The 22,940-nt window shown below is 69.1% G+C and carries 18 protein-coding genes; 9 read left to right on the top strand and 9 right to left on the bottom strand.

Annotated features, from left to right (window positions below; all coding sequences use genetic code 11):
* Positions 1-172: 172 nt before the first annotated feature.
* The 4 genes from ACH4YL_RS04055 to ACH4YL_RS04040 all read left to right on the top strand — a co-directional run bounded on the left by ACH4YL_RS04055 (position 173) and on the right by ACH4YL_RS04040 (position 5,951).
* Positions 173-3,091, top strand: a complete 2,919-nt coding sequence (locus tag ACH4YL_RS04055; RefSeq protein ID WP_398504606.1) for a PQQ-dependent sugar dehydrogenase — start codon at positions 173-175, stop codon at positions 3,089-3,091.
* Positions 3,092-3,197: 106 nt separating this feature from the next.
* Positions 3,198-4,061 (top strand): NUDIX hydrolase, encoded by an 864-nt coding sequence (locus ACH4YL_RS04050; protein WP_398504604.1) that lies wholly within the window; start codon positions 3,198-3,200, stop codon positions 4,059-4,061.
* Between the two features lie 40 nt (positions 4,062-4,101).
* On the top strand, positions 4,102-4,932 hold the full coding sequence (locus ACH4YL_RS04045) for an MBL fold metallo-hydrolase (RefSeq protein ID WP_398504602.1): 831 nt from the start codon (positions 4,102-4,104) through the stop codon (positions 4,930-4,932).
* 131 nt (positions 4,933-5,063) lie between these two features.
* Entirely contained in the window at positions 5,064-5,951 is an 888-nt protein-coding gene (locus tag ACH4YL_RS04040; protein ID WP_398504601.1) for a prohibitin family protein, read from the top strand.
* 67 nt (positions 5,952-6,018) lie between these two features.
* Here ACH4YL_RS04040 and ACH4YL_RS04035 read toward each other — a convergent pair whose 3' ends face one another.
* A complete protein-coding gene (locus tag ACH4YL_RS04035) occupies positions 6,019-6,693 on the bottom strand; it encodes a Crp/Fnr family transcriptional regulator (RefSeq protein ID WP_108150862.1) in 675 nt (224 codons plus the stop codon).
* A 290-nt stretch (positions 6,694-6,983) separates the two neighbouring features.
* Here ACH4YL_RS04035 and nth point away from each other — a divergent pair, with 290 nt between their 5' ends.
* The 3 genes from nth (at position 6,984) to ACH4YL_RS04020 (ending at position 9,867) form a co-directional block, all read left to right on the top strand.
* Entirely contained in the window at positions 6,984-7,826 is an 843-nt protein-coding gene (gene nth / locus ACH4YL_RS04030) for an endonuclease III (protein ID WP_398504599.1), read from the top strand.
* 60 nt (positions 7,827-7,886) lie between these two features.
* The gene (locus ACH4YL_RS04025; protein WP_398504597.1) at positions 7,887-8,603 is read left to right on the top strand and encodes an NUDIX hydrolase; all 717 of its coding nucleotides are present in this window, start codon (positions 7,887-7,889) and stop codon (positions 8,601-8,603) included.
* A gap of 64 nt (positions 8,604-8,667) precedes the next feature.
* Positions 8,668-9,867 carry a MarP family serine protease gene (locus tag ACH4YL_RS04020; RefSeq protein ID WP_398504595.1) on the top strand — a complete coding sequence of 400 codons (1,200 nt, stop codon included), beginning with the start codon at positions 8,668-8,670 and terminating at the stop codon, positions 9,865-9,867.
* A 37-nt stretch (positions 9,868-9,904) separates the two neighbouring features.
* On the opposite strand, the gene ACH4YL_RS04015 is transcribed toward ACH4YL_RS04020, so the two are convergent.
* The 6 genes from ACH4YL_RS04015 to ACH4YL_RS03990 all read right to left on the bottom strand — a co-directional run bounded on the left by ACH4YL_RS04015 (position 9,905) and on the right by ACH4YL_RS03990 (position 17,866).
* Positions 9,905-10,093, bottom strand: a complete 189-nt coding sequence (locus tag ACH4YL_RS04015; RefSeq protein ID WP_398504593.1) for a hypothetical protein — start codon at positions 10,091-10,093, stop codon at positions 9,905-9,907.
* 152 nt (positions 10,094-10,245) lie between these two features.
* Positions 10,246-11,175, bottom strand: a complete 930-nt coding sequence (locus ACH4YL_RS04010; protein ID WP_398504591.1) for an alpha/beta fold hydrolase — start codon at positions 11,173-11,175, stop codon at positions 10,246-10,248.
* 99 nt (positions 11,176-11,274) lie between these two features.
* Complete coding sequence (locus ACH4YL_RS04005) at positions 11,275-11,736, bottom strand: phage holin family protein (protein ID WP_398504589.1); 462 nt, start codon at positions 11,734-11,736, stop codon at positions 11,275-11,277.
* A 39-nt stretch (positions 11,737-11,775) separates the two neighbouring features.
* Positions 11,776-13,176: a Na+/H+ antiporter NhaA gene (gene nhaA / locus ACH4YL_RS04000; protein WP_398504588.1), complete on the bottom strand. Its 1,401-nt coding sequence runs from the start codon at positions 13,174-13,176 to the stop codon at positions 11,776-11,778.
* 219 nt (positions 13,177-13,395) lie between these two features.
* Complete coding sequence (acs, locus tag ACH4YL_RS03995; protein WP_398504587.1) at positions 13,396-15,351, bottom strand: acetate--CoA ligase; 1,956 nt, start codon at positions 15,349-15,351, stop codon at positions 13,396-13,398.
* Positions 15,352-15,550: 199 nt separating this feature from the next.
* Positions 15,551-17,866, bottom strand: coding sequence for a bifunctional SulP family inorganic anion transporter/carbonic anhydrase (locus tag ACH4YL_RS03990; protein ID WP_398504585.1), 2,316 nt, complete (start codon positions 17,864-17,866; stop codon positions 15,551-15,553).
* 284 nt (positions 17,867-18,150) lie between these two features.
* Between ACH4YL_RS03990 and ACH4YL_RS03985 the strand changes: the two genes are divergently transcribed.
* Entirely contained in the window at positions 18,151-19,410 is a 1,260-nt protein-coding gene (locus ACH4YL_RS03985; protein ID WP_398504583.1) for a hypothetical protein, read from the top strand.
* Here ACH4YL_RS03985 and ACH4YL_RS03980 read toward each other — a convergent pair.
* The gene (locus ACH4YL_RS03980; RefSeq protein WP_398504581.1) at positions 19,388-20,383 is read right to left on the bottom strand and encodes an ATP-binding protein; all 996 of its coding nucleotides are present in this window, start codon (positions 20,381-20,383) and stop codon (positions 19,388-19,390) included. The genes ACH4YL_RS03985 and ACH4YL_RS03980 overlap by 23 nt on opposite strands.
* Positions 20,384-20,485: 102 nt before the next feature.
* Here ACH4YL_RS03980 and ACH4YL_RS03975 point away from each other — a divergent pair, with 102 nt between their 5' ends.
* Entirely contained in the window at positions 20,486-21,316 is an 831-nt protein-coding gene (locus ACH4YL_RS03975; protein ID WP_398504579.1) for an oxidoreductase, read from the top strand.
* 325 nt (positions 21,317-21,641) lie between these two features.
* Here ACH4YL_RS03975 and ACH4YL_RS03970 read toward each other — a convergent pair whose 3' ends face one another.
* Positions 21,642-22,541: an HAD family hydrolase gene (locus ACH4YL_RS03970; protein ID WP_398504578.1), complete on the bottom strand. Its 900-nt coding sequence runs from the start codon at positions 22,539-22,541 to the stop codon at positions 21,642-21,644.
* Positions 22,542-22,940 lie beyond the last annotated feature (399 nt).

The raw sequence follows: 22,940 nt of genomic DNA, 5'->3' as shown, positions 1-22,940 counted from the left end.
GCAAACGCTTGCATCTCTCTTGACGTGGACGCGCCTACGGGTGTGACCTGTCCATGGTTAGGAATGTTTCCTAACCATCTGAACGCAGGAGGGATCCGTGGCACCAACCCCCCGCCGGGCGCGCAGATCGGTCTGCGCCGCCCTCGTGGCCGCGGCCACCGCAGCGTTATCCGTGGCCCTGCCGACCCTGAGCAACGCCCAGCCCGCCGCAGAGACCAGCACCGCACAGACCAGAGCCGCCGCGCCCGTACGGTACGAAGCCGAGGCGGCGACCGTCTCGCAGGGCGCGGTGGAGTCCAACCACACCGGTTTCTCCGGCACCGGCTTCGTCAACTACACGAATGTCAGCGGCGGCTATGTGGAGTTCACCGTGAACGCCACTGCCGCCGGCAACGCCACCCTCGCACTCGGCTTCGCCAACGGCACCACGGGCAACCGCCCGCTGGACATATCCGTCAACGGGGCCGTCGCCGCCGGCAATGTCGCCTTCCAGCCCACCGGCGCCTGGACCGCCTGGTCGTCCGTGACCAGCACGGTCACACTCAAGGCCGGATCGAACACCATCCGCGCCACCGCGACCGCGGCCGAGGGCGGCCCCAACCTCGACTACATCGACGTCACTTCGGCCGACGGCCAGGCCGGCACGGACTACGAGGCAGAGTCCGCGACGATCTCGCAGGGCGCCGTCGAGTCCAACCACGCCGGTCACTCCGGCACCGGCTTCGTCAACTTCGCGGCCGTCAGCGGCGCGTACGTCGAGTTCACCGTCGACTCGACGCAGGCGTCCGACAGCAAACTCGACTTCCGCTACGCCAGCGCCACCGCCAACCGCCCGCTCGACATCGCCGTCAACGGCGTCACCGTCGCGGACGACCTCTCCTTCCCGGCCTCCGGCGCCTGGACCACCTGGAACACGGTCTCGGTCAACGCCGCGCTGAAGGCCGGCAGCAACAAGGTCCGCGCGACCACCTCCGGCGCCGACGGCCCGAACCTCGACAAGCTGACCGTCACCGCGACCGGGCCCGCCGACACCGAGCGGCCGAGCGCGCCCGGGAACCTGCGCAAGGACAAGGAACCGACCGCCAGCACCGTCTCGCTCGCCTGGGACGCGGCCACCGACAACGTCGGCGTCACCGGCTACGACATCTACCAGCACGGCCAGTTGATGAAGAAGGTCGGCGGCACCACGCTCGCCGCGACGGTCGAGAACCTCGACCCGGAGACCTCGTACGACTGGACCGTCTTCGCCCGCGACGCGGCCGGAAACGCCTCCGTCGCGAGCAATGCCGTCACCATCGCCACCCTGCCCGCACCGCCGGACGACCAGCCGCCGACGGTCCCGGGCAACCTGCGCTCGCCGGGCAAGACGGCGACCACCGTCGACCTCGCCTGGGACGCCTCCACCGACAATGTGAAGGTCACCGGGTACGAGATCTACCGCGACGGCGCGCTGTCCGGCACCGCCGATTCCACGACCACCACCGTCGCGGGCCTGACCGCCAACACCGCGTACAAGTTCAAGGTCAGGGCGTACGACCTGAAGGGCAACAAGTCCGCCTTCACCCCGGAGATCACGGTCACCACGTCCGGCACCCAGCCCGGCGGCACACCCGATCCGGGCACGGTCTCCACCATCGCCAGCGGCGTGGACGTGGCCTGGGGCCTGGGCTTCCTGCCCGACGGCACCGGCATCTTCACCGAGCGGAACACCTTCAACGTCTACAAGCTGACCAAGTCCGGTCAGAAGACGCTCGTCGGCAAGGTGCCCAACTCGCAGACCACGGGCGGCGAAGGCGGCCTGATGGGCATCGAGATCTCGCCGACCTTCACCACCGACCACTACCTGTACTTCCTGCACACCTCGTCCGAGGGCAACCGCCTCGCGCGGATGACGCTGGAGAACAACACGCTCAGCGGCTACAAGGTGCTCCTGCAGGGCATGGAGAAGAGCCGCTTCCACAACGGCGGCCGGCTGCGCTTCGGTCCGGACGGCAAGCTCTACGCGTCCATGGGCGACGCGCAGACCGAGTCGCGGGCGCAGGACAAGAACTCGCTCAACGGCAAGATCCTTCGGATCAACGCCGACGGCACCATCCCGTCCGACAACCCCTTCGGCAACGCCGTCTGGTCGCTCGGACACCGCAACCCGCAGGGCCTCGACTTCGACTCCAAGGGCCGGCTGTGGCAGGCCGAGTTCGGCAACAGCGTCATGGACGAGGTCAACCTGATCCAGAAGGGCGGCAACTACGGCTGGCCCAACTGCGAGGGCACCAGCGGCAGTTGCTCCGGCTACATCGCGCCCAAGAAGACCTGGTCCACCGCGTCGGCCTCGCCGAGCGGACTGACGATCATCAACGACCATGTCTTCGTCGCCACGACCCGCGGCGAGCGCGTCTACCGCATGCGGATCGACTCCTCCTCGAACCTGGTCGAGCAGAAGACCTACTTCCAGGGGACGTACAACCGGCTGCGCACCGTCGAGGTCGACCCCGACGGCGACATCTGGCTCACCACCTCCACCGACAAGGACGGCACGAACGGCAACGACCGGATCCTGCTGATCGACATCAACTACTCGGGCGGCAATCCGTCGCCCGGCGACTTCAAGCTGACCAGCAGCGCCTTCAACGACAACGCGACCATTCCCAACAAGTACACCTGCGCCGGTGACGGCACGGCGGGTCAGGATCCGTCGCCGCCGCTGGCCTGGGGCGCGGGCAGCACCGCGGCCAAGAGCTATGCGGTCGTCTTCGCCGACGTCGCCAATGGCGGCAACAAGCTGCACTGGGCGATCTGGGACATTCCAGCCGCCAAGCTGGCGCTGCCCGAAGGGCTGGGCTCCGGCTTCGACGTCCCGGGCCAGGACGGCGCGAAACAGAAAGCCATGGGCAGCGGTGCGAACTCACAGAAGTTCTTCGGACCGTGCCCGGGCGGCTCCTCGCATCCGTACACCTTCACGCTGTACGCGGTGAACTCGGCGACCGTGCCGGGGCTCACCTCGAGCTCGTCGATGGCCCAGATCGAAACGGCCGTCAAGAACGCGAGCACGGCGAATGTGAAGCTGCGCGGCAACTCCAGCGCCGGCACATAGGCGCGGACGGACCGGCGGCTCACGGGGGGAGCTGACCGGGGGAGAGGGGTGGCCGGTGATCCGGCCACCCCTCGAACATCCGCCCGTGAGCGCATAGCATCCGCCCATGTCCAATGGTCAGTGGTACCCGCCGGAGTGGCCGGACCGCATCCGCGCGCTCGCGAGCGGCGAGCTCAGCCCCGTGGAGCCCAAGCGGGCCGCGACCGTGATGCTGCTGCGCGACACGGCGGACGGTCCCGCCGTGCACATGCTGCGCCGACGCGCCTCGATGGCCTTCGCGTCGGGCGCGTACGTGTATCCCGGCGGCGGCGTGGACGCGCGTGACTCGCGGCCGATCCGCTGGGCCGGACCGCCGCTGGACGCCTGGGCCGACCGGCTCGGCGTCGACGAGCAGTCCGCGCAGGCGGTCGTGTGCGCGGCGGTTCGTGAGACGTACGAGGAGGCGGGTGTCCTGCTCGCGGGCCTCACGCCGGACAGCGTCGTCGGCGACACGACGGGCGACGACTGGGAGGCGGACCGGCAGGCGCTGGTGGACCGGGAGCTGTCCTTCGCCGACTTCCTGGACCGGCGCGGCCTGGTGCTGCGCTCGGATCTGCTCGGCGCCTGGGCGCGCTGGATCACACCGGAATTCGAGCCGCGGCGCTACGACACCTGGTTCTTCGTGGCCGACCTGCCCGAGGGCCAGCGGACGCGGAACGCGTCGACGGAGGCCGACCGTACGGTCTGGATCCGCCCGGCGGAGGCGACCGCGGGCTACGACAAGGGCGACCTGCTGATGATGCCGCCGACGGTCGCCACCCTGCGGGTGCTTCAGGCGTACGCCACGGCCGCGGACGCGCTCGCCGCGGCCGCCGAGCAGGACATGACGCCCGTACTGGCCAAGGCCCGGTTCGAGGACGGCGAGCTGGTGCTCAGCTGGCCGGGCCACGAGGAATTCACCAAGCACGTGCCGACGGAGGGCTCGCGATGACCGAGGCCGCCGCGGCACACCGGCAAAGCGGAGGTGGGCGATGACCGAGGCAGCCGCTCTGCCCGGGCAGCCCCGTGGCGGCGTGCTCTCCGGGCCCGCCACCGCACGGGCCGTGAACGTCCTCGCGCCCAACGCCTCCGCGATGACCCTGGACGGCACCAACACCTGGATCGTCTCCGAGCCGGACTCCGAGCTCGCCGTCGTCATCGACCCGGGCCCGCTCGACGACGCCCACCTGCGCCAGGTCATGGCCACGGCGGAGAAGGCGGGCAAGCGGATCGCGCTGACCCTGCTCACGCACGGCCATCCCGACCACGCCGAGGGCGCGGGCCGCTTCGCGGAGCTGACGCGCACGAAGGTCCGCGCGCTCGATCCCGCGCTGCGGCTCGGCGACGAGGGGCTGGCGGCGGGCGACGTGATCCGGGCCGGCGGCCTGGAGCTGCGGGTCGTCCCGACGCCCGGCCACACCGCCGACTCGCTCTGCTTCCATCTGCCCGCCGACCGTGCCGTGCTGACCGGCGACACGATCCTGGGCCGCGGCACCACGCTCGTCGCGCATCCGGACGGTCGTCTCGGCGACTACCTCGACTCGCTGCGCAGGCTGCGTTCGCTCACGGTCGACGACGGCGTGCACACGGTGCTGCCGGGCCACGGCCCGGTGCTGGAGGACGCGCAGGGGGCCGTGGAGTTCTATCTGGCCCATCGCGCGCACCGCCTGGCACAGGTGGAGACGGCGGTTGAGGCCGGGCATGTGAGCGCGTCCGAAGTGGTGGCGCAGGTGTACGCGGATGTGGACAGGTCGCTGTGGCCCGCGGCGGAGCTGTCGGTGCGGGCGCAACTGGAGTACCTGCGCGAGCACGGCCTGATCTGACCAGGCCTTTTTGCCCTTCCTGTTTTCCCGTCCTGCGGCTGAAACCGCTGGTACGCCCCCGGGCGTCGGGTCCATTGACCCGTGTTTTACGCTCCGCTTACTTCTGGCACACGTTCCTGGGGGGAACCAGCGTGTTTGTCCTCTGCATCCTGCTCGTCATAGCGGCGGCCGTGCTGTTCTTCGTCGGCCGTAGCAACGAGCGCCGCGGCTTCAAGCTCGGCTCGCTCGGCGCGCTGCTGGCCGGCCTGTTCGCCGGTATCGCCAGCTGCGTGCATGTCATCAGCGCCTACGAGGTCGGCGTCCCGGTCACCTTCGGCAAAGTCGGCACGCCGATGACGCCGGGAATGAACATCACCTCGCCGTTCACCAACATCACCACCTTCTCCACCCGCCCCGTCGACCTCAACCTCTCCGACAAGGACGTCGTCGAGGTCCGCTCGTCGCAGGGCGGCGTGATGTACGTCGAACTCACCGTGAAGTGGGCGGTCACACCCGCCAGGGCCGTCGAGCTCTACCGGCTCGCGGGCAGCGAGGACGCCATCCAGCAGCGCCTGGTCTACCCGGACAGCCGGGAGATCATCCGCAATGTCTTCGCCCGCCACACCAGCGAGCAGGGCTACAGCTCGGCCCGCGAGAAGATCAACACCGAGATCGGCGACCTGATCAAGGAGCGGCTGGCCCCGCGCGGCATCGCCGTCACCACGGTCAACCTGCGCAATGTGAAGCCGTCCGACCGCCTGCAGGACCAGATCGACCGCAAGATCCAGCAGCAGCAGGCCACCGAGCGCGCGACCGAGGCGGCCCGCACGGCCAAGGCCGAGGCCGAACGGCGCCGCATCGAGGCTGAGGGCATCGCCAAGGCCAACAAGATCCTGAACGACTCGCTCAGCGACAAGGTGCTGGCCAACCAGTGCATCGACGCCTTCAAGGAGGCATCGGCCAAGCACCCGGTGTACGCGGTTCCGTGCGGCGGCGGCAGCGCGAACCCGCTGATCGTGGACGGCACATCGAAGAACTGACGCCCACGCCAAGCAAGAAGGGCCGCCCCGGAGGGATCCGGGGCGGCCCTTCTCGTACGTCCGAGGCTCAGCGCGAACGCTTGGCCAGGCGCTCCACGTCCAACAGGATCACGGCCCGCGCCTCCAGGCGCAGCCAGCCGCGCTGGGCGAAGTCCGCCAGTGCCTTGTTCACCGTCTCGCGGGAGGCGCCGACCAGCTGGGCCAGCTCTTCCTGGGTCAGGTCGTGCACCACGTGGATGCCCTCCTCCGACTGCACGCCGAAGCGGCGCGACAGGTCGAGGAGCGCGCGGGCCACGCGGCCCGGCACATCGGAGAAGACCAGGTCGGACATCTGGTCATTGGTCTTGCGCAGCCTGCGGGCGACGGCGCGCAGAAGGGCCGTGGCCACCTCCGGCCGCGCGTTCAGCCAGGGCTGCAGATCGCCGTGCCCGAGACCGAGGAGCTTGACCTCGGTGAGCGCACTGGCGGTCGCGGTGCGCGGGCCCGGGTCGAACAGCGAGAGCTCGCCGATCAGCTCGCCGGGGCCCAGGACGGCGAGCATGTTCTCGCGGCCGTCCGGGGACGTGCGGTGGAGCTTGACCTTGCCCTCGGTGACCACGTAGAGGCGGTCGCCGGGGTCGCCCTCGTGGAAGAGCGCGTCGCCGCGGGCGAGCGTCACTTCACTCATCGAGGCGCGGAGCTCCGCGGCCTGCTCGTCATCGAGCGCCGCGAAGAGCGGGGCGCGCCGCAGAACGTCGTCCACGAGTTCACTCCTTGTCGACCTGCTCAGGGACCATGGCCCCCCATGATGCCGGACCGCACTGTGCCCGCCCGGGGGACACCGCGTACAGACCTTTGTCGCGGCCGGTCCCTGGCAAGTAAATATTCGTGCGATCAATCACAACAAGTTTGACGCACTGGAGCGCCTGTTCGTGCGCCTGGGGCCCGATTGGGTCCTGATTACTGGTGACCGGGGCGGATGTCAGTGGTGGCCCGTAGGCTGGCCGGGTGTCCAATTCGCCGGTGAGAGCGCAGGCCAAGGGGGCTGGAAGAGTGTCCGGAGAGCAGAATTCCGCTGTGGGCGAACAGCCCCCTGCTCGCGTGCGAAAAGCCGCAAAACGACCCAAACCGGAATCAAGGCTCGCGATGGTCCGCCGTGCGCGCCGGATCAACCGCGAGCTGGCCGAGGTTTATCCGTACGCCCATCCGGAGCTGGATTTCACCAACCCCTTCGAGCTGCTCGTCGCCACGGTGCTGTCGGCCCAGACGACGGACCTGCGGGTGAACCAGACGACGCCCGCCCTCTTCGCGAAGTACCCGACGCCCGAGGACATGGCGGGGGCAGTGCCCGAGGAGCTGGAGGCGGTCATCCGCCCGACCGGCTTCTTCCGGGCCAAGGCCAGGTCGCTGATAGGCCTGTCCGCCGCCCTGCGGGACAACTTCGGCGGCGAAGTGCCCGGCAGCCTGAGGGACCTGGTCACGCTGCCCGGCGTGGGCCGCAAGACGGCGTTCGTGGTGCTCGGCAATGCCTTCGGAGTCCCCGGCCTCACGGTCGACACGCACTTCGGCCGCCTGGTGCGCCGCTGGAAGTGGACCGAGCAGGAGGACCCGGAGAAGGTCGAGGCGGAGATCGCCGCGATCTTCCCGAAGTCCGAGTGGACGATGCTCTCGCACCGGATCATCTTCCACGGCCGCCGCATCTGCCACGCCCGCAAACCGGCCTGCGGTGCCTGCCCGATCGCGGAGCTGTGCCCGGCGTACGGCGAGGGCGAGACCGACCCGGAGAAGGCGAAGAAGCTCCTGAAGTACGAGATGGGCGGCCAGCCCGGCCAGCGTCTGAACCCGCCTCCGGACTATCCGGGCAAGCCCGCGCCCGCCCTGGGCGCGGCCGGGTGACGCTCACGCGACAGCGGAACGATCCACGCGCCCCGAGGCGTTGTGAACGAGGGGGTGCCCATGCGCGCTGGAGAAGAGACGTACGAGAAGCACGGAGAGTCGTACGACGGTGAGGTGACCGTCACGACCGACGGCCTGCCCGGGTGGCTGGCACCCGTCGTGCGCGCCGCGGACACCGTCGAGCCCGAGCAGCTCAGCCGCTTTCTGCCGCCGGAGAGCGGCCGCGGCCGGCAGTCCGCCGTGCTGATCCTGTTCGGCGAGGGCGCGCGCGGGCCCGAACTGCTGTTGATGGAGCGGGCCGGCAGCCTGCGTTCCCACGCGGGCCAGCCGTCCTTCCCGGGCGGCGCGCTCGACGCCGAGGACGGCGACCCGGACAGCACGGGTCCGCTGCGCGCGGCGCTGCGCGAGGCCGAGGAGGAGACCGGGCTCGATCCTGCGGGTGTCCAGCTCTTCGGCGTCCTGCCGAAGCTCTACATCCCGGTGAGCAGTTTTGTCGTGACGCCCGTACTGGGTTGGTGGCGCATCCCGAGCCCTGTCGGCGCGGTGGACCCCGCGGAGACGGCGCGCGTTTTCACCGTGCCCGTGGCAGATCTCACGGACCCGGCCAACCGCGCGACGGCCGTACACCCCAGCGGTCACCACGGTCCGGCCTTTATGGTCGAGGGAGCTCTGGTCTGGGGTTTCACAGCCGGCGTGATCGACCGCATCCTGCACTTCGCCGACTGGGAGCGCCCATGGGACCGCGCCAGGCAGGTGCCGCTCGACTGGCGCTCATGACAGGCTGACCCCCGGAAACCGGGCCGGACGAGCACCCGGCGAAGAAACTGCGAGGCAAAAGACGGTGAACGTGCTGGACATCCTCTTGCTGGTCGCCGCCGTGTGGTTCGCGATCGTCGGCTATCGGCAGGGCTTCGTCGTCGGCATCCTGTCCGTCATCGGTTTCCTCGGCGGCGGACTCGTCGCGGTGTATCTGCTGCCCGTGATCTGGGGCCAGCTGACGAACGACTCCGACGTGTCCACCACGGCCGCGGTCGTCGCCGTCGTGATCGTGATCGTCTGCGCCTCCGTCGGCCAGGCCTTCACCACCCACCTCGGCAACAAACTGCGCCGGTTCATCACCTGGTCCCCGGCCCGCGCTCTGGACGCCACCGGCGGCGCGCTGGTCAATGTGGTCGCGATGCTGCTGGTCGCCTGGCTGATCGGCTCCGCGCTCGCCGGGACCTCGCTGCCCACGCTCGGCAAGGAAGTACGCAACTCCAAGGTGCTGCTGGGCGTCTCGCGCGTGATGCCCACTCAGGCCTCCACCTGGTTCGCGGACTTCTCCTCCGTCCTCGCGCAGAACGGCTTCCCGCAGGTCTTCAGCCCGTTCGCCAACGAGCCCATCACCGAGGTCAAGGCCCCGGACCCGGCCCTGGCGGGCAGCCCGGTCGCCGCCCGCGCCAAGCAGTCCATCGTCAAGGTGGTCGGCACTGCCGAGAGCTGCGGCAAGGTCCTGGAAGGCACCGGCTTCGTCTTCGCCGAGCGCCGGGTCATGACCAACGCGCATGTGGTCGGCGGCGTCGACGAGCCGACCGTGCAGATAGGCGGCGAGGGCAAGCTGTACGACGCGAAGGTCGTGCTCTACGACTGGCAGCGCGACATCGCCGTACTGGACGTACCGGATCTGCGGGCGCGGCCGCTGCAGTTCGCCGACGCGGACGCGCGCAGCGGAAACAGCGCGATCGTCGCGGGCTTCCCGGAGAACGGCTCGTACGACGTGCGCTCGGCGCGCGTGCGCGGCCGGATCAACGCGAACGGTCCCGACATCTACCGCCGGGGCACCGTGCAGCGCGATGTGTACTCGCTGTTCACGACGGTCCGTCAGGGCAACTCCGGCGGCCCGCTGCTCACGCCCGACGGCAGGGTGTACGGCGTCATCTTCGCCCGCTCGCTGGACGACCCGGACACCGGTTACGCCCTGACGGTCGACGAGATCACCGAGGACATCTCAGCCGGCCTGGCGGCCAATCAGCAGGTCGACAGCCAGGGGTGCGCGCTGTAGAGCCGGGTGTGCCGAGTGCTCGTGCGGCGCTCGGCCGTCAGTCGCGGGTATGCCGCAGGCGCGCGGACATCCAGCGTGCGCGGCGCCTCAGGATCCGTGGAATGCCGATCCCTTGGCCCGTATGTTCTTGGCCCTGGCCTTCGGGGCCACCCCTGTTGTGGGAGATCGGCCCATTGGCCGAGCGACGGTTGCGTGCTGTGTCACCGTAGTCGTGCGTCCAGCCCATACGGGGACGTGTGCCCGTGGCCCAAGGTCGGTAACCGTGTCAGGGGCGGCCAATTGGCCTATGCGTCAGGCATTTGGCCGTTCGTAGGACAAGTGTTCCTTGGGGAGGGAGAGGCACGGCGAAGACCTGAACCTGTCGCCCGGATTCAGGCCCTAGCGGTCCGGCTCCGGGTCCTTGAGCCAGCTGATCAGTTCTTTCGAGAAACCGGCCGGGTCTTCCTCGTGCGGGAAGTGGCCGAGACCGTCGAACAGCCGCCAGCGGTACGGCGCTTCCACATACACACCCGAGCCCGCCGCGCTGCGCGTCCGCATCGCCGGGTCCAGCGAGCCGTGCAGATGCAGCGTCGGCACCCGCACCGGCCGCTTCATCCGGCGGTTGAACTGGATTCCGTCCGGCCGCGCCATCGACCGCACCATCCACCGGTACGGCTCGACCGAGCAGTGCGCCGTGGACGGGATGCACATGGCCCGCCGGTAGACGTTGACGGCGTCCTCGTCCGGCAGTTGGGGCCCGGACCAGTCCTGGATCAGCTTGCCGACCAAGGCCGCGTCGTCCGCGACGAGCTGACGCTCCGGCAGCCACGGGCGCTGGAATCCCCAGATGTACGAGCCGGCCCGGCTCTGCGCGAAGTCGGAGAGCATCGCCGAGCGCCAACGCCGTGGATGCGGCATCGAGGAGACCGCGAGACGGCGCACCAGCTTCGGCCGCATCACCGCCGCCGTCCACGCCAGATACCCGCCCAGGTCGTGCCCGACGAGCGCCGCGTCCGGCTCGCCGAGGGACCGTACGACTCCGGTGATGTCGAGCGCGAGGTTCGCGGGGTCGTAGCCCCGGGGCGTACGGTCGCTGCCGCCCACGCCCCGCAGGTCCATCGCCACCGCGCGGAAACCCGCGTCGGCGAGCGCGGTCAGCTGATGCCGCCAGGTCCACCAGAACTGCGGGAAGCCATGCAGCAGCAACACCAGCGGCCCGTCACCCATCTCAGCGATGTGGAAGCGCGCACCATTGGCCGCCACGTCGCGATGTGTCCAGGGACCATCGATGCGTACGGGGCTGCCAGAACCGGTATCAGGGGCCGTCATGCAGACGAGCGTGCCACACCGGAACACCTCGCGGACGCCATGCCCGCCACCGGAAGCGGCGGCGGGCCGTCCGAAACGGTCGCTCAGCCGAGGCTGACGTCAGGCTTCCAGCTCCGCGGCCGTTCCCGCCGGGGTCAGGACTTTGTCCTGAGGTGTACGCGTATGCGGCTTGACGTTCTGCAGTACGGCAGCCGTCTGCTTGGTCGAGGCGATGGTCTTCTCCGGCGGCTTGACCTTCTTGAACTTGGCGACGGCCAGCAGTCCGAGCAGCGCCGCCAGCAGCAGGAACGCCACGCCCACGATCAGGAACGACCAGGCGAGACCGAGGCCCAGATTGTGGATTCCGTACGCCGCCGCGAAGCTCAGCACCGGCAGCGAGAAGAGCGCGAACACCGCCGCGATCGAAATCGCCGCGCCGCCAGTCACACCGCGCTTGACGTCCTGCCGCAGCTCCGCCTTGGCCAGCGCGATCTCGTCGTGCACGAGCGCGGACATCTCGGCGGTCGCCGAGGCGACCAGCTGGCCGAGGCTGCGCTCGGCAGTGCTGCCGGGGTCGCTCATCGCTGCTCCCTCACATCTCTCCTGTGGTCCGGCCTCTGATCATGCCGGACTGTCGCCGTCACCGCGCGACGCACCCGCCAGTTCGGCACGGCGACGGTGCTCGGCGGCCTTCTTCTCGTAGATCTCCGCCATGCGCAAGTGGTAGGCGGGGTTGTCCTGTTCGTAGATGTCGGGGATGCCGTCCAGGTCGTCGTCGCGCTCCTCCTCGTCGATCAGTGCCCTGTACTTGCGTACCCGCAGCTTGAGCAGGGTTGTGGCAAGGATGGCGGCGATCAGCGAGCCCATCAGAACGGCCGCCTTGACCTCGTCGGTCAGCACCGCGTTCCCGGCGAAGGCCAGTTCACCGATCAGCAGCGAGACCGTGAAGCCGATGCCGGCGAGCGCGGCGACGGCGAAGACGTCCGGCCACGACAGATCGTCGTTGAGCTCCGCCCTGGTGAAGCGGGCCGCGAGCCAGGTGCCGCCGAAGATGCCGAGCGTCTTGCCGACCACCAGGCCGAGAACGACACCGAGGGTCTCGGGCTTGGTGAAGACATCGGTGAGCGAGTCGCCGGTGACGGTGACGCCCGCCGAGAACAGCGCGAACAGCGGTACGGCGAGCCCGGCCGACAGCGGTCGCACGAGGTGCTCGATGTGCTCGCCCGGCGACTGCTCCTCGCCCTCCCTGCGCGTGCAGCGGAGCATCAGGCCCATCGCGACACCGGCGACGGTGGCGTGGACGCCGCTGTTGTACATCAGGCCCCAGATGACCAGGGCCAGCGGCACGTACACGTACCAGCCGTGCACGTCCATGCGCAGCAGCAGCCAGAAGACGGCGAGGCCGATCACGGCGCCGCCGAGCGCCGCGAAGTTCAGGTCGCTGGTGAAGAAGACCGCGATGATCAGGATCGCGAACAGGTCGTCGACGACGGCGAGAGTCAGCAGGAACGCGCGCAGCGCGGACGGCAGCGAGGTGCCGATGACCGCGAGGACGGCGAGCGCGAAGGCGATGTCGGTGGCCGTCGGGACCGCCCAGCCGTCGGTGGAACCGTCGCCCATGACGACGACCACCAAGTAGACGAGCGCGGGCACCGCCATGCCGCAGATCGCGGCGATCACCGGGAGGGCGGCGGCCTTGGGCTCGCGCAGCTCACCGGCCACCAGCTCACGCTTGAGCTCGATGCCGGCGACGAAGAAGAAGATGGCGAGCAGCCCGTCCGCGGCCCAGTGCTCCAGGGACAGGTCCAGGCCGAGGGAACTGGGGCCTATGTGGAAGTCGGTGACGGTTTCATAGCTGGCGCCGACCGGGGTGTTCGCCCAGATCAGCGCGGCGACGGCGGCCAGGAGGAGGAGGACGCCGCCAACGGTCTCGGTCCGCAGCGCGTCCGTCACAAACGTCCGCTCGGGCAGTGAGAGTCGTCCGAGGAACTTGCGGGGAGTGGTGGGGCTGGGCGCGGCCACGGCGGGGGACCTCCGGTCGGGTAGGCAGGGCGAAGCACATGCCGACCAGACTTCCCGGCGCACCTAGGTCTTCTTGTCGCGTCGTTGACGCGATCCTTACTCTACCTAACGGCGCAAGGGTGATATCCGGCGATCTTTACTTTAAGTGCAAAGAGGGCACCCGGCGCGCCATCGTGATGGCTGCCGGGTGCCCCTGCCTGTGCCGCGTACGGCGGGTGATCAGTCCTCGGACGGTGCGCTCGGCAGCCGCGACTGGATCAGGTCCATCACCGAGGAGTCGGTCAGCGTGGTGACATCGCCCAGCTGACGGTTCTCGGCGACATCGCGCAGCAGCCGCCGCATGATCTTGCCGGAACGGGTCTTCGGCAGCTCCGCCACCGGCAGGATCCGCTTCGGCTTGGCGATCGGGCCGAGCGTCGCGCCGACGTGATTGCGCAGGTCGGCGACCAGGTTCTCGTCCTCGGACGCCGTGCCGCGCAGGATGACGAAGGCCACGATCGCCTGGCCGGTCGTCTCGTCGGTCGCGCCGACGACCGCCGCCTCGGCGACCTTCGGGTGCGAGACGAGCGCGGACTCGACCTCGGTGGTCGAGATGTTGTGGCCGGAGACCAGCATCACGTCGTCGACCCGGCCCAGCAGCCAGATGTCGCCGTCGTCGTCCTTCTTCGCGCCGTCGCCCGCGAAGTACTTGCCTTCGAAGCGGGACCAGTACGTGTCGAGGAACCGCTGGTCGTCGCCCCAGATGGTGCGCAGCATCGACGGCCACGGCTCGGTGAGGACGAGATAGCCGCCCCCGCCGTTCGGCACTTCGTTGGCCTCGTCGTCGACGACGGTCGCGGAGATGCCGGGCAGCGCGCGCTGGGCCGAGCCGGGCTTGGTCTCGGTGACGCCCGGCAGCGGCGAGATCATCATCGCGCCGGTCTCGGTCTGCCACCAGGTGTCCACGATCGGCGTCTTGCCCGCGCCGATGTGCTCGCGGTACCAGATCCACGCCTCCGGGTTGATCGGCTCACCGACCGAGCCGAGGACGCGCAGCGACGACAGGTCGAACTTGGCGGGGATGTCGTCGCCCCACTTCATGAACGTGCGGATCGCGGTCGGCGCGGTGTAGAGGATCGTGACGCCGTACTTCTGCACGATCTCCCAGAACCGGCCCTGGTGCGGGGTGTCGGGCGTGCCTTCGTACATCACCTGGGTCGCGCCGTTGGCCAGCGGCCCGTACACGATGTACGAGTGGCCGGTCACCCAGCCGACGTCGGCGGTGCACCAGTAGACGTCCGACTCTGGCTTGAGGTCGAACACCGCGTGATGGGTGTACGCGGTCTGCGTCAGAAAGCCGCCGGAGGTGTGCAGGATGCCCTTCGGCTTTCCCGTCGTACCGGACGTGTAGAGGATGAAGAGCGGGTGCTCCGCGTCGAAGGCCTCCGGCGTGTGCTCGGCGGACTGGCGGGCGACGATGTCGTGCCACCACACGTCGCGGCCCTCGGTCCAGGCGACGTCCTGGCCCGTACGGCGCACGACGAGGACGTGCTGGATGTTGTCGACCTTGTCGATCGCGTCGTCCACCGCCGGCTTGAGCGCGGTGGGCTTGCCGCGGCGGTAACCGCCGTCGGCGGTGATGACCACCTTGGCGTCGGCGTCCTGGATACGGGTGGCCAGCGCGTCCGCGGAGAACCCGCCGAAGACCACCGAGTGCGCGGCGCCGATACGGGCGCAGGCCAGCATGGCCACGGCCGCCTCGGGGATCATCGGGAGGTAGATGGCGACCCGGTCGCCCTTGGTAACTCCGAGCTCCGTCAGCGCGTTTGCGGCGCGCGACACCTCGTCCTTGAGTTCCGCGTACGTGACGGCGCGGCTGTCGCCGGGCTCGCCCTCGAAGTGGATGGCGACGCGATCGCCGTTGCCCGCCTCGACATGGCGGTCCACGCAGTTGTACGCGACGTTCAGCTTGCCGTCCGCGAACCATTTCGCGAAGGGCGGGTTGGTCCAGTCGAGGGTCTCCGTCGGCTCGGTGGCCCAGGTGAGCCGCCGTGCCTGCTCGGCCCAGAAGCCAAGCCTGTCCGTCTTGGCCTGCTCGTACGCCTCCGCCGTCACGTTGGCGTTCGCGGCCACCTCGGCCGGCGGCGCGAACCGCCGCTCTTCCTTGAGCAGGTTGGCCAGGCTTTCGTTGCTCACGACATCTCCCTTTCCCAGGGCGTCCTATGTGCCTATGTGTCCCAGGCCATAGCTCATCAGCCAGATGGCCGGGTGACAAGAGCCTTCCGGAAATTGGTTTAGACCTATTGGGTAAATTGCGTCCTGTGGAACGGCCCCTCCTCCCCGGGCGGCGGGAAGGAGGGGCCATACGTTCTCACGGACGCGGCGGCCCCTCGGTTCAGACGCGCGCTTTCTCCAGGGCCGAAGGGGCCGGCGCGACCCGGTCGAAGACCGCGTCGATCGCGTGCTCCTCGGTGTTCGCCAGCAGATACGCCTGGGCCTCTCCGACATGGAAGTACATGCCGTGCAGCTCCAGCGTTCCCTCGGCGAGCCGCCTGGCCACCGACTCATGGGCGCGCAGATGCTCCAACTGCTGCACCACGTTGGTCAGGCACAGCTGCTCCATCACGTCGGCGGGCAGCCGCCCGGAGATCCTCGCCCAGGAACGGTGCCTGCTCCGCATCCGCTCCAGGCTCGGCAGCCCGTGCCGCAGCCAGCGCCGCAGCGGACTCTGGCCGCCGCCGGGGGTCAGCAGCGCCTGCATCGCCCCGCAGCCGGAGTGCCCGCAGACGGTGATCGAGTTCACCTGCAGCACCTCGACGGCGTACTCGATCGCGGCGGCCACCGAGTCGTCGCCGCTCTCCTTACCGGGCAGCGGGACCAGATTGCCCACATTCCGTACGGTGAACAGATCGCCGGGACCGCTCGCCGTGATCATGCTGGTGACCAGGCGGGAGTCGGCGCAGGTGAGGAAGAGCTGCGAAGGCTGCTGGCCCTCGCGTGCCAGCCGCGACAGCTCGTCACGCACCAGCGGGGCCGTATTGCGCTGGAACGAGCTGAGCCCGCTGGCCAGTTGGTGTGCGGTGGCGCGGTGCGGCGGCTCGCCGCAGTGGTGGTTGCGCCACGGTGTCCACGGCCGGCAGCAGCCGTGTGTCTCGGAGGCGGGCTCGCTGATCCTGGCTCCTGCCCGGCCGGTGAACTCCGCCGTCCCGCCGTGCGTGGCATGCGAGGTCCGCCAGTCGTGCAGCGCCTCGTGCGCGGCGTGATCCATGAAGGAGCCGTCCAACTCGACGACGCAGTCGGTGCCATGAGGCACCTGGCCCAGCATCCGGCTCAGCCGTGGCACGGCCAGGAAGGTCAACTGGCCACGTACTCGCACGCGCACCCGGTACGGCGCGTCGCGCTCCTCCTCCACGGTGATCCGGGTCCTGGTCAGCCGGTGCAGCGCGACCGCGACTGACACCGCGACCCCGATCACCACGCCTTCCAGCACACCGGTGAGCACGACCGAGGCCAGCGTCGCCGCGTACACCAGCATCTCGCGGTTCCGCTTCACGTTGCGCAGATGCGTGATGCTGACCATCTGGACGCCGACGACCATGACCAGCGCGGCGAGCGCGGCCAGCGGGATCAGATCGAGCACGGGCACCAGGAGCAGCGCCGCGAGCACGATCCACAGTCCGTGCAGCATGGTGGAGTTACGGCTCACCGCGCCGGCCGACACATTGGCGACGCTGCGCACCGCGACCCCGGTGATCGGCAGACCTCCGAGCGCGCCGGAGACGACATTCGCCGCGCCCTGGCCGGCCAGCTCGCGGTCGAGCCGGGCGCGCGGAATGCGGACGTCCGGCTCCTTGCGGGCGGCGACCAGCCTGTCGACCGCGACCGCCGACAGCAGCGACTCCACGCTGCCAACCAGCGTGATGGTGAGCACGGCCGCGAGGAGGCCGAGGACCGGCCCCTGCGGCAGCTCGGGCAGGGCGTGGCTGCTCCAGGACGGCAGATCGACCCGCGGCAGGTGCAGTCCGGCGAGCACGGCGCATGTGGTCGCGCCCGCCACCGAGGCGAGAGCGGCCGGGACCTTCCGTACGATCCGGCCCGGCCGCCCGGGAATCCGCGGCCACAGCAGCAGTACGGCAATGGTGAGGACGCTCACCGAGAGCGCGGCCGGATGGAGATCGGCCAACTGGGCAGGCAGGGCACGGACGTTGGAGATCGCTGAGCTCTGCGGGGTGCCGCCGAGCACGATGTGCAGTTGCGCGAGGGCGATCGTGACGCCGATGCCGGCGAGCATGCCGTGCACGATCGCAGGGCTGACGGCAAGTGCCGAGCGGGCCACCCGCAGGGCGGCCAGCCCGAGTTGGGCGAGTCCGGCGAGGACGCTGATGGCGCAGGTGGTGCGCCAGCCGTACTGCTGGATCAGAGCGGCGGTGACGACGGTCAGTCCGGCGGCGGGGCCGCTGACCTGGAGCGGTGACCCGCCGAGCCGTCCGGCGACGATGCCGCCGACGGCGGCGGCCACCAGTCCGGCCTGGATCGGGGCGCCGGTGGCGAGTGCGATGCCGAGGGAGAGCGGCAGTGCGATCAGGAAGACGGCGACCGATGCGGACAGGTCGGCCCCGGCGATGCGGAAGCGGCGGCTGCCGTCCTTGTGCGGCGGCGGGCTGTGCGGGTGATGAGCGGTGTCGGTGCGAGTGGGGACGCAGGCAGACATGGTTTCCCGTCTCCTCCGGGGCGACGCGGTCGCGGAATGTGGGGCGCGGCCGTGGGCACGGCGTACTACGGCGGGATTCTCAACTCTCAGTAAATGGATCGTAATCCAGAGTAAAGACTCTGGCATGATTTTCGGCGCAAATAGGGCAATCCTTCACCCAGTCGGGTGATTAGTGCTTTGAATGCGGCTCGTCGCGCGCCCCTCCGCGACACCGCGATGCGACCTTGGCGCAGCCATCCAAACCGGTCGTAAAAGCATTTAGTCATACGAAAGAGGGTGGGCGGATGAAAGCCGCCACGAGGAGGGTCGCCGTCGGCTCAGTGGCCACGGCACTGATCGCGGGACTAGCGGGCTGCTCCGGCTCCGACGGCCCGGGCACACTGGGCGCACCGGCGCCGAAGAAGGCCGCCCCCGCCCCCCACGGCGCCGTCCGCCTGATCGGCGACGGCTCCACCGCGTTCACCGGAGTCCAGCCGGGGCTGCTCAAGCCGGAGCGCCTGAAGCCCGGTCAACAGCCGCCGCAGTTCGTGGTGTTCTCCTGGGACGGAGCGGGTGAGGACAGCCAGAAGCTCTTCTCCCACTTCCGTAAGGTCGCCAAGAAGTACGACGCGACGATGACCTACTTCCTCAGCGGCGTCTATCTCCTGCCCGAGGAGAAGGCGAGCCTGTACGACCCGCCGCAGCACGCGGCCGGGCGCAGCGACATCGGCTTCAATGACACGCAGGGCATCAAGGACACCGTGCGCGAACTGCGCGGCGCCTGGCTGGAGGGCAACGAAGTAGGCACCCACTTCAACGGCCACTTCTGCGGCAAGAACGGCGTCGACAACTGGTCGGTCGCCGAGTGGAAGAGCGAGATCAGCCAGGCCAAGTCCTTTGTGAAGAACTGGCGGACGAACTCCGGCCTGAAGGACGAGAAGCCGCTGCCCTTCGACTACGACGAGGAGCTCATCGGCGCCCGCACCCCCTGCCTGGAGGGCCGCACGAACTTTGTGCGCGCCGCGAGCCAACTCGGCTGGCGCTACGACACCAGTGGCATCAACGACCAGCTCTGGCCCAAGAAGGACCTCGGTCTGTGGGACCTCTCGCTGCAGATGGTCCCGGTGCCCGGCCGTGCCTTCGAAACGCTGTCCATGGACTACAACTTCATGGTCAACCAGTCCGGGACCGCCAAGGGCGCCCGGTCGATGCACGAGCGCTGGGGCGACCAGATGCGGAACGGCCTGGTGCAGGCCTTCAACCGCGCCTACAACGGCAACCGCGCCCCGCTGATCATCGGCAACCACTTCGAATCCTGGAACGGCGGCACCTACATGCGGGCCGTCGAGCAGACGATCGCCACGGTGTGCGTGAAGCGGGATGTGAAGTGCGTGTCCTTCAAGCAGCTCGCCGACTGGCTGGACGTCCAGGACCCGCAGGCCATCGCGAAGATGCGCACGCTCGGGGTCGGTCAGGCGCCGAAGGGCGGCTGGGCGGCCTTCCTCGCCACCCAGCCCGCCGCGCCGGCCGCCTCACCCGTGGTCAAGCGGGAAGCGCGGCCCTGACGTCGGCCCAACGCTCCCCGAGCACGAAGGCGGGGTCGACCTGCGCTGCCAGGTCGGCCCCCGTCTTCGCGTTGCCCCAGCTCTCCGCGTTCTTCAGATGGAAGTGCACCATCTGGCGCGTGTAGCGCTCCCAGTCGCGGAGTTCGTACGAGTCCTCTGCGGCGTTCTGCAGGGCCTGCAGGGACATCCGGTTCTCGGCCTCGAGCCCGTCGAAGCGCTGCGGCCGGCCCTTCTCCATCGACCGCACCCAGTCCGAGTGGCCGACGGTGACCAGCAGATCTTCGCCGACCTCCTCGCGCAGGAAGTCCACGTCGTCCGGGCCCTGCACCTTGTTGCCGACGACCTTCAGTGCGACGCCGAAGTCCCGTGCGTACTCCTTGTACTGGCGGTAGACGGACACTCCCTTGCGGGTCGGCTCGGCCACCAGGAACGTCATGTCGAAGCGGGTGAACATCCCGGAGGCGAAGGAGTCCGACCCGGCGGTCATGTCGACGACCACATACTCGTCGGCCCCGTCGACCAGGTGGTTGAGGCAGAGCTCCACGGCGCCGACCTTGGAGTGGTAGCAGGCCACTCCGAGGTCCGACTCGGTGAAGGGGCCGGTGGCCATCAGCCGGATGTCACCGTCGTCGAGGTGGACGGTACGGGCGCAGGCGTCGTAGACCGGGTTGTCTTCGCAGATGCGCAGCAGTCGTGAGCCCTCGCCCGGCGGAGTGGTCTTGATCATCGTCTCGGCGGAGGCGATCCGCGGGTTCGAGCCCCGCAGATAGTCCTTGATCAGCGGCAGATGTGCGCCCATCGCGGGCAGCGCGGCGGTCTCGGACTCATCGAGACCGAGCGCCGCCCCCAGGTGCTGGTTGATGTCGGCGTCCACCGCGACGACGGGGGCTTCATTGGCGGCCAGGTGGCGGATGAAGAGCGAGGACAGCGTGGTCTTGCCGCTGCCGCCCTTCCCTACGAAAGCGATCTTCATGTTCACGAAGGCTAATGGCTGGACCACCGAGAGTCGGCAGGCTCCGTGAAGAAGACCACTCAAAGGTGGGGTGCGCGCCGCGGGCGCGTAGCCTCGCTACCTATGAGTACGAATGCCTCGTCGGTCGACCCTCTTGCCGCTCTCGGCTCCCTGCCGGGCGTCGCCGACTCCGTGGACTCCGTACGCAAAGCTGTGGACCGGGTCTACGGGCACCGGGTCATGCGGCGGCGCAGCACCGAGGTCACCGCGGAGGCGGCACTGCGCGGAGCGCGTGGTTCAGCCGCGCTCTCCGGCGCGGACTGGGCACTGGAAGAGGTCCGCAGACGCACCGACTTCAGCGGCGAGCCGGAGGCCCGCACGGTCGGTGCGGCACTGCGACTGACCGCCGAGGCCGGTCAACTCCTGTCCGTCTGGCGGCAGTCGCCGCTTCGGGTGCTGGCACGGCTGCATCTGGTCGCGGCGAGCGGCGCGGGCGACGACGAGACGGTCGGCCGTCCGCGGCTGGCCGGTGAAGCGGTCGACGAGCCGCTGATCGAGGCCGCGCTGCCGGACGCCGCCGAGGTGAACGGCCGACTGGACGGACTGGCCGGGCTGATCATCGCGGGCAGTTCGGCGCCGGCTCTGGTGACCGCGGCCGTGGTGCACGGTGAACTGCTGGCGCTGCGCCCCTTCGGCTCGTACAACGGCCTTGTCGCGCGCACCGCGCAGCGGATCGTGCTGATCGGCAGCGGGCTCGACCCGAAGTCCATCTGCCCGGCGGAGGTCGGGCACGCGGAGCAGGGGCGCGCGGCCTATGTCGCCGCCTTCGAGGGGTATCTGTCCGGGACGCCGGAGGGGATGGCCGCCTGGATCGCGCACTGCGGGCGCGCGGTGGAACTGGGTGTCAGGGAGTCGACGGCGGTCTGCGAGGCGCTCCAGCGCGGAGCTGCCTGACCGGAGCTGAGCTGGGAAGCGCTGCCTGAACAGGGTTGCGGCGGTACCGGAATTGGTACCGCCGCTGGCACGTCCACCGAGTTACCATGCGTCCTCGAAATATTGCCCATCAGGTCGGGAACTTCTGCCCGTAACCTGGTGCGGCTGGCCCGTAATCGACGGGTCGACGTCGCGTGGGTACTCCGTTTTCATGCTCGGTCCGTGGGGCCTTAATGCGTTTCTAGGTGATCCTCTCGGACGTCCTTGGTCTCGCGGGCCGTTGACTCCTTTGTACTCCAGCGCAGAGATAAGCGGAAGGCCTGGCTGCACTTCTTTACTTTTGGGTTCAAATACGGGCGAATTGGTCAATGGCGGCGGTTGTGGTGCGTGTCGCCAGGGCCTGAGCTGCGGCGCTGCGCCGTCGAGTGGCGTACCAGACAAGGCCGGCCGTCGCCGCCGCGGCGCCCACCGCGGCCGCCGCGACCAGTGCGGGGCGCGGCGGCATGGAAAAGGCGGGCAGCCGCTGTTTCAGCCGGACCGGGCGGTTGAAGACAAGAATCGGCCAGCCGCGCGCGATTGCCTCACGGCGCAGCGCGCGATCCGGATTCACCGCATACGGATTGCCGACCGACGCCAGCATCGGGACGTCGGTGGCGGAGTCGCTGTAGGCGAAGCAGCGCGCCAGGTCGTAGCCCTCGGACTCGGCGAGCTCCTGGACCGCCTCCGCCTTCGTCGGCCCGTACGCGTAGTACTCCACCTCGCCCGTGAAGCAGCCGTCGTCGCCCACCACCATGCGGGTGGCCACCACGCGGTCCGCGCCGAGGAGCTCGCCGATCGGCTCGACCACCTCCGCGCCGGAGGTGGAGACGATGACCACATCACGGCCGGCCGTGTGATGTTCCTCAATCAGCGAGGCGGCCTCGTCGTAGATGATCGGGTCGATCAGGTCGTGGAGCGTCTCGGCGACGATCTCCTTGACCTGCCGGACGTTCCACCCCTTGCAGAGGGCGGAGAGGTACTCCCGCATCCGCTCCATCTGGTCGTGGTCGGCGCCGCCGGCAAGAAAGACGAACTGGGCATAGGCGGTCCGCAGTACGGCCCGTCGGTTGATCAGGCCGCCTTGGTAGAAGGACTTGCTGAAGGTCAGAGTCGAAGACTTCGCAATGACCGTCTTGTCCAGGTCAAAGAACGCCGCTGTTCGAGGCAAGGAGTGGTTTTCCACGAGCCGAGCATAGGTGCCCGCCATTCGGCGTACGCTGTGGCGCGTGGGTTTGCCTGAGAAGGCTCTCGGGTACACCATGGAAGTCACGGATCGTTCGCGACCGTGCTAACCCGGTCCGGCTCCTCCCCCCCCGAGTCGGCCGGAGAGACGACCCCCGCTCTCCCCCCCGGCGGGGGTCGTCGCATGTCCGGACGTGTTTTCGTCCCTGGGCCGAGATCCATTTCGCTCCTTCCCTCTTCGCGTGCGCCGCACGGGCTGCGGCCTTCCACCACTCTGCATCGTCACCGTGCGTAGCGGAAGAGGTGCTCTCCGGGAGTCACCGGTATGAGCGAGCGGGTTATTCACAAGTGGCTAGTTGTCCACAGTTTTTCAGCAAGATCCACACGATTTTTAGGTGCGTTGCACCGTGATTCCACTCGCGTA

The sequence above is a fragment of the Streptomyces sp. NPDC020681 genome (assembly GCF_044334895.1).
Classification (GTDB): Bacteria; Actinomycetota; Actinomycetes; order Streptomycetales; family Streptomycetaceae; genus Streptomyces.
The sequence above is the reverse complement of the archived record's forward strand: the minus strand, read 5'-3'. Positions and strand labels throughout refer to the sequence as shown.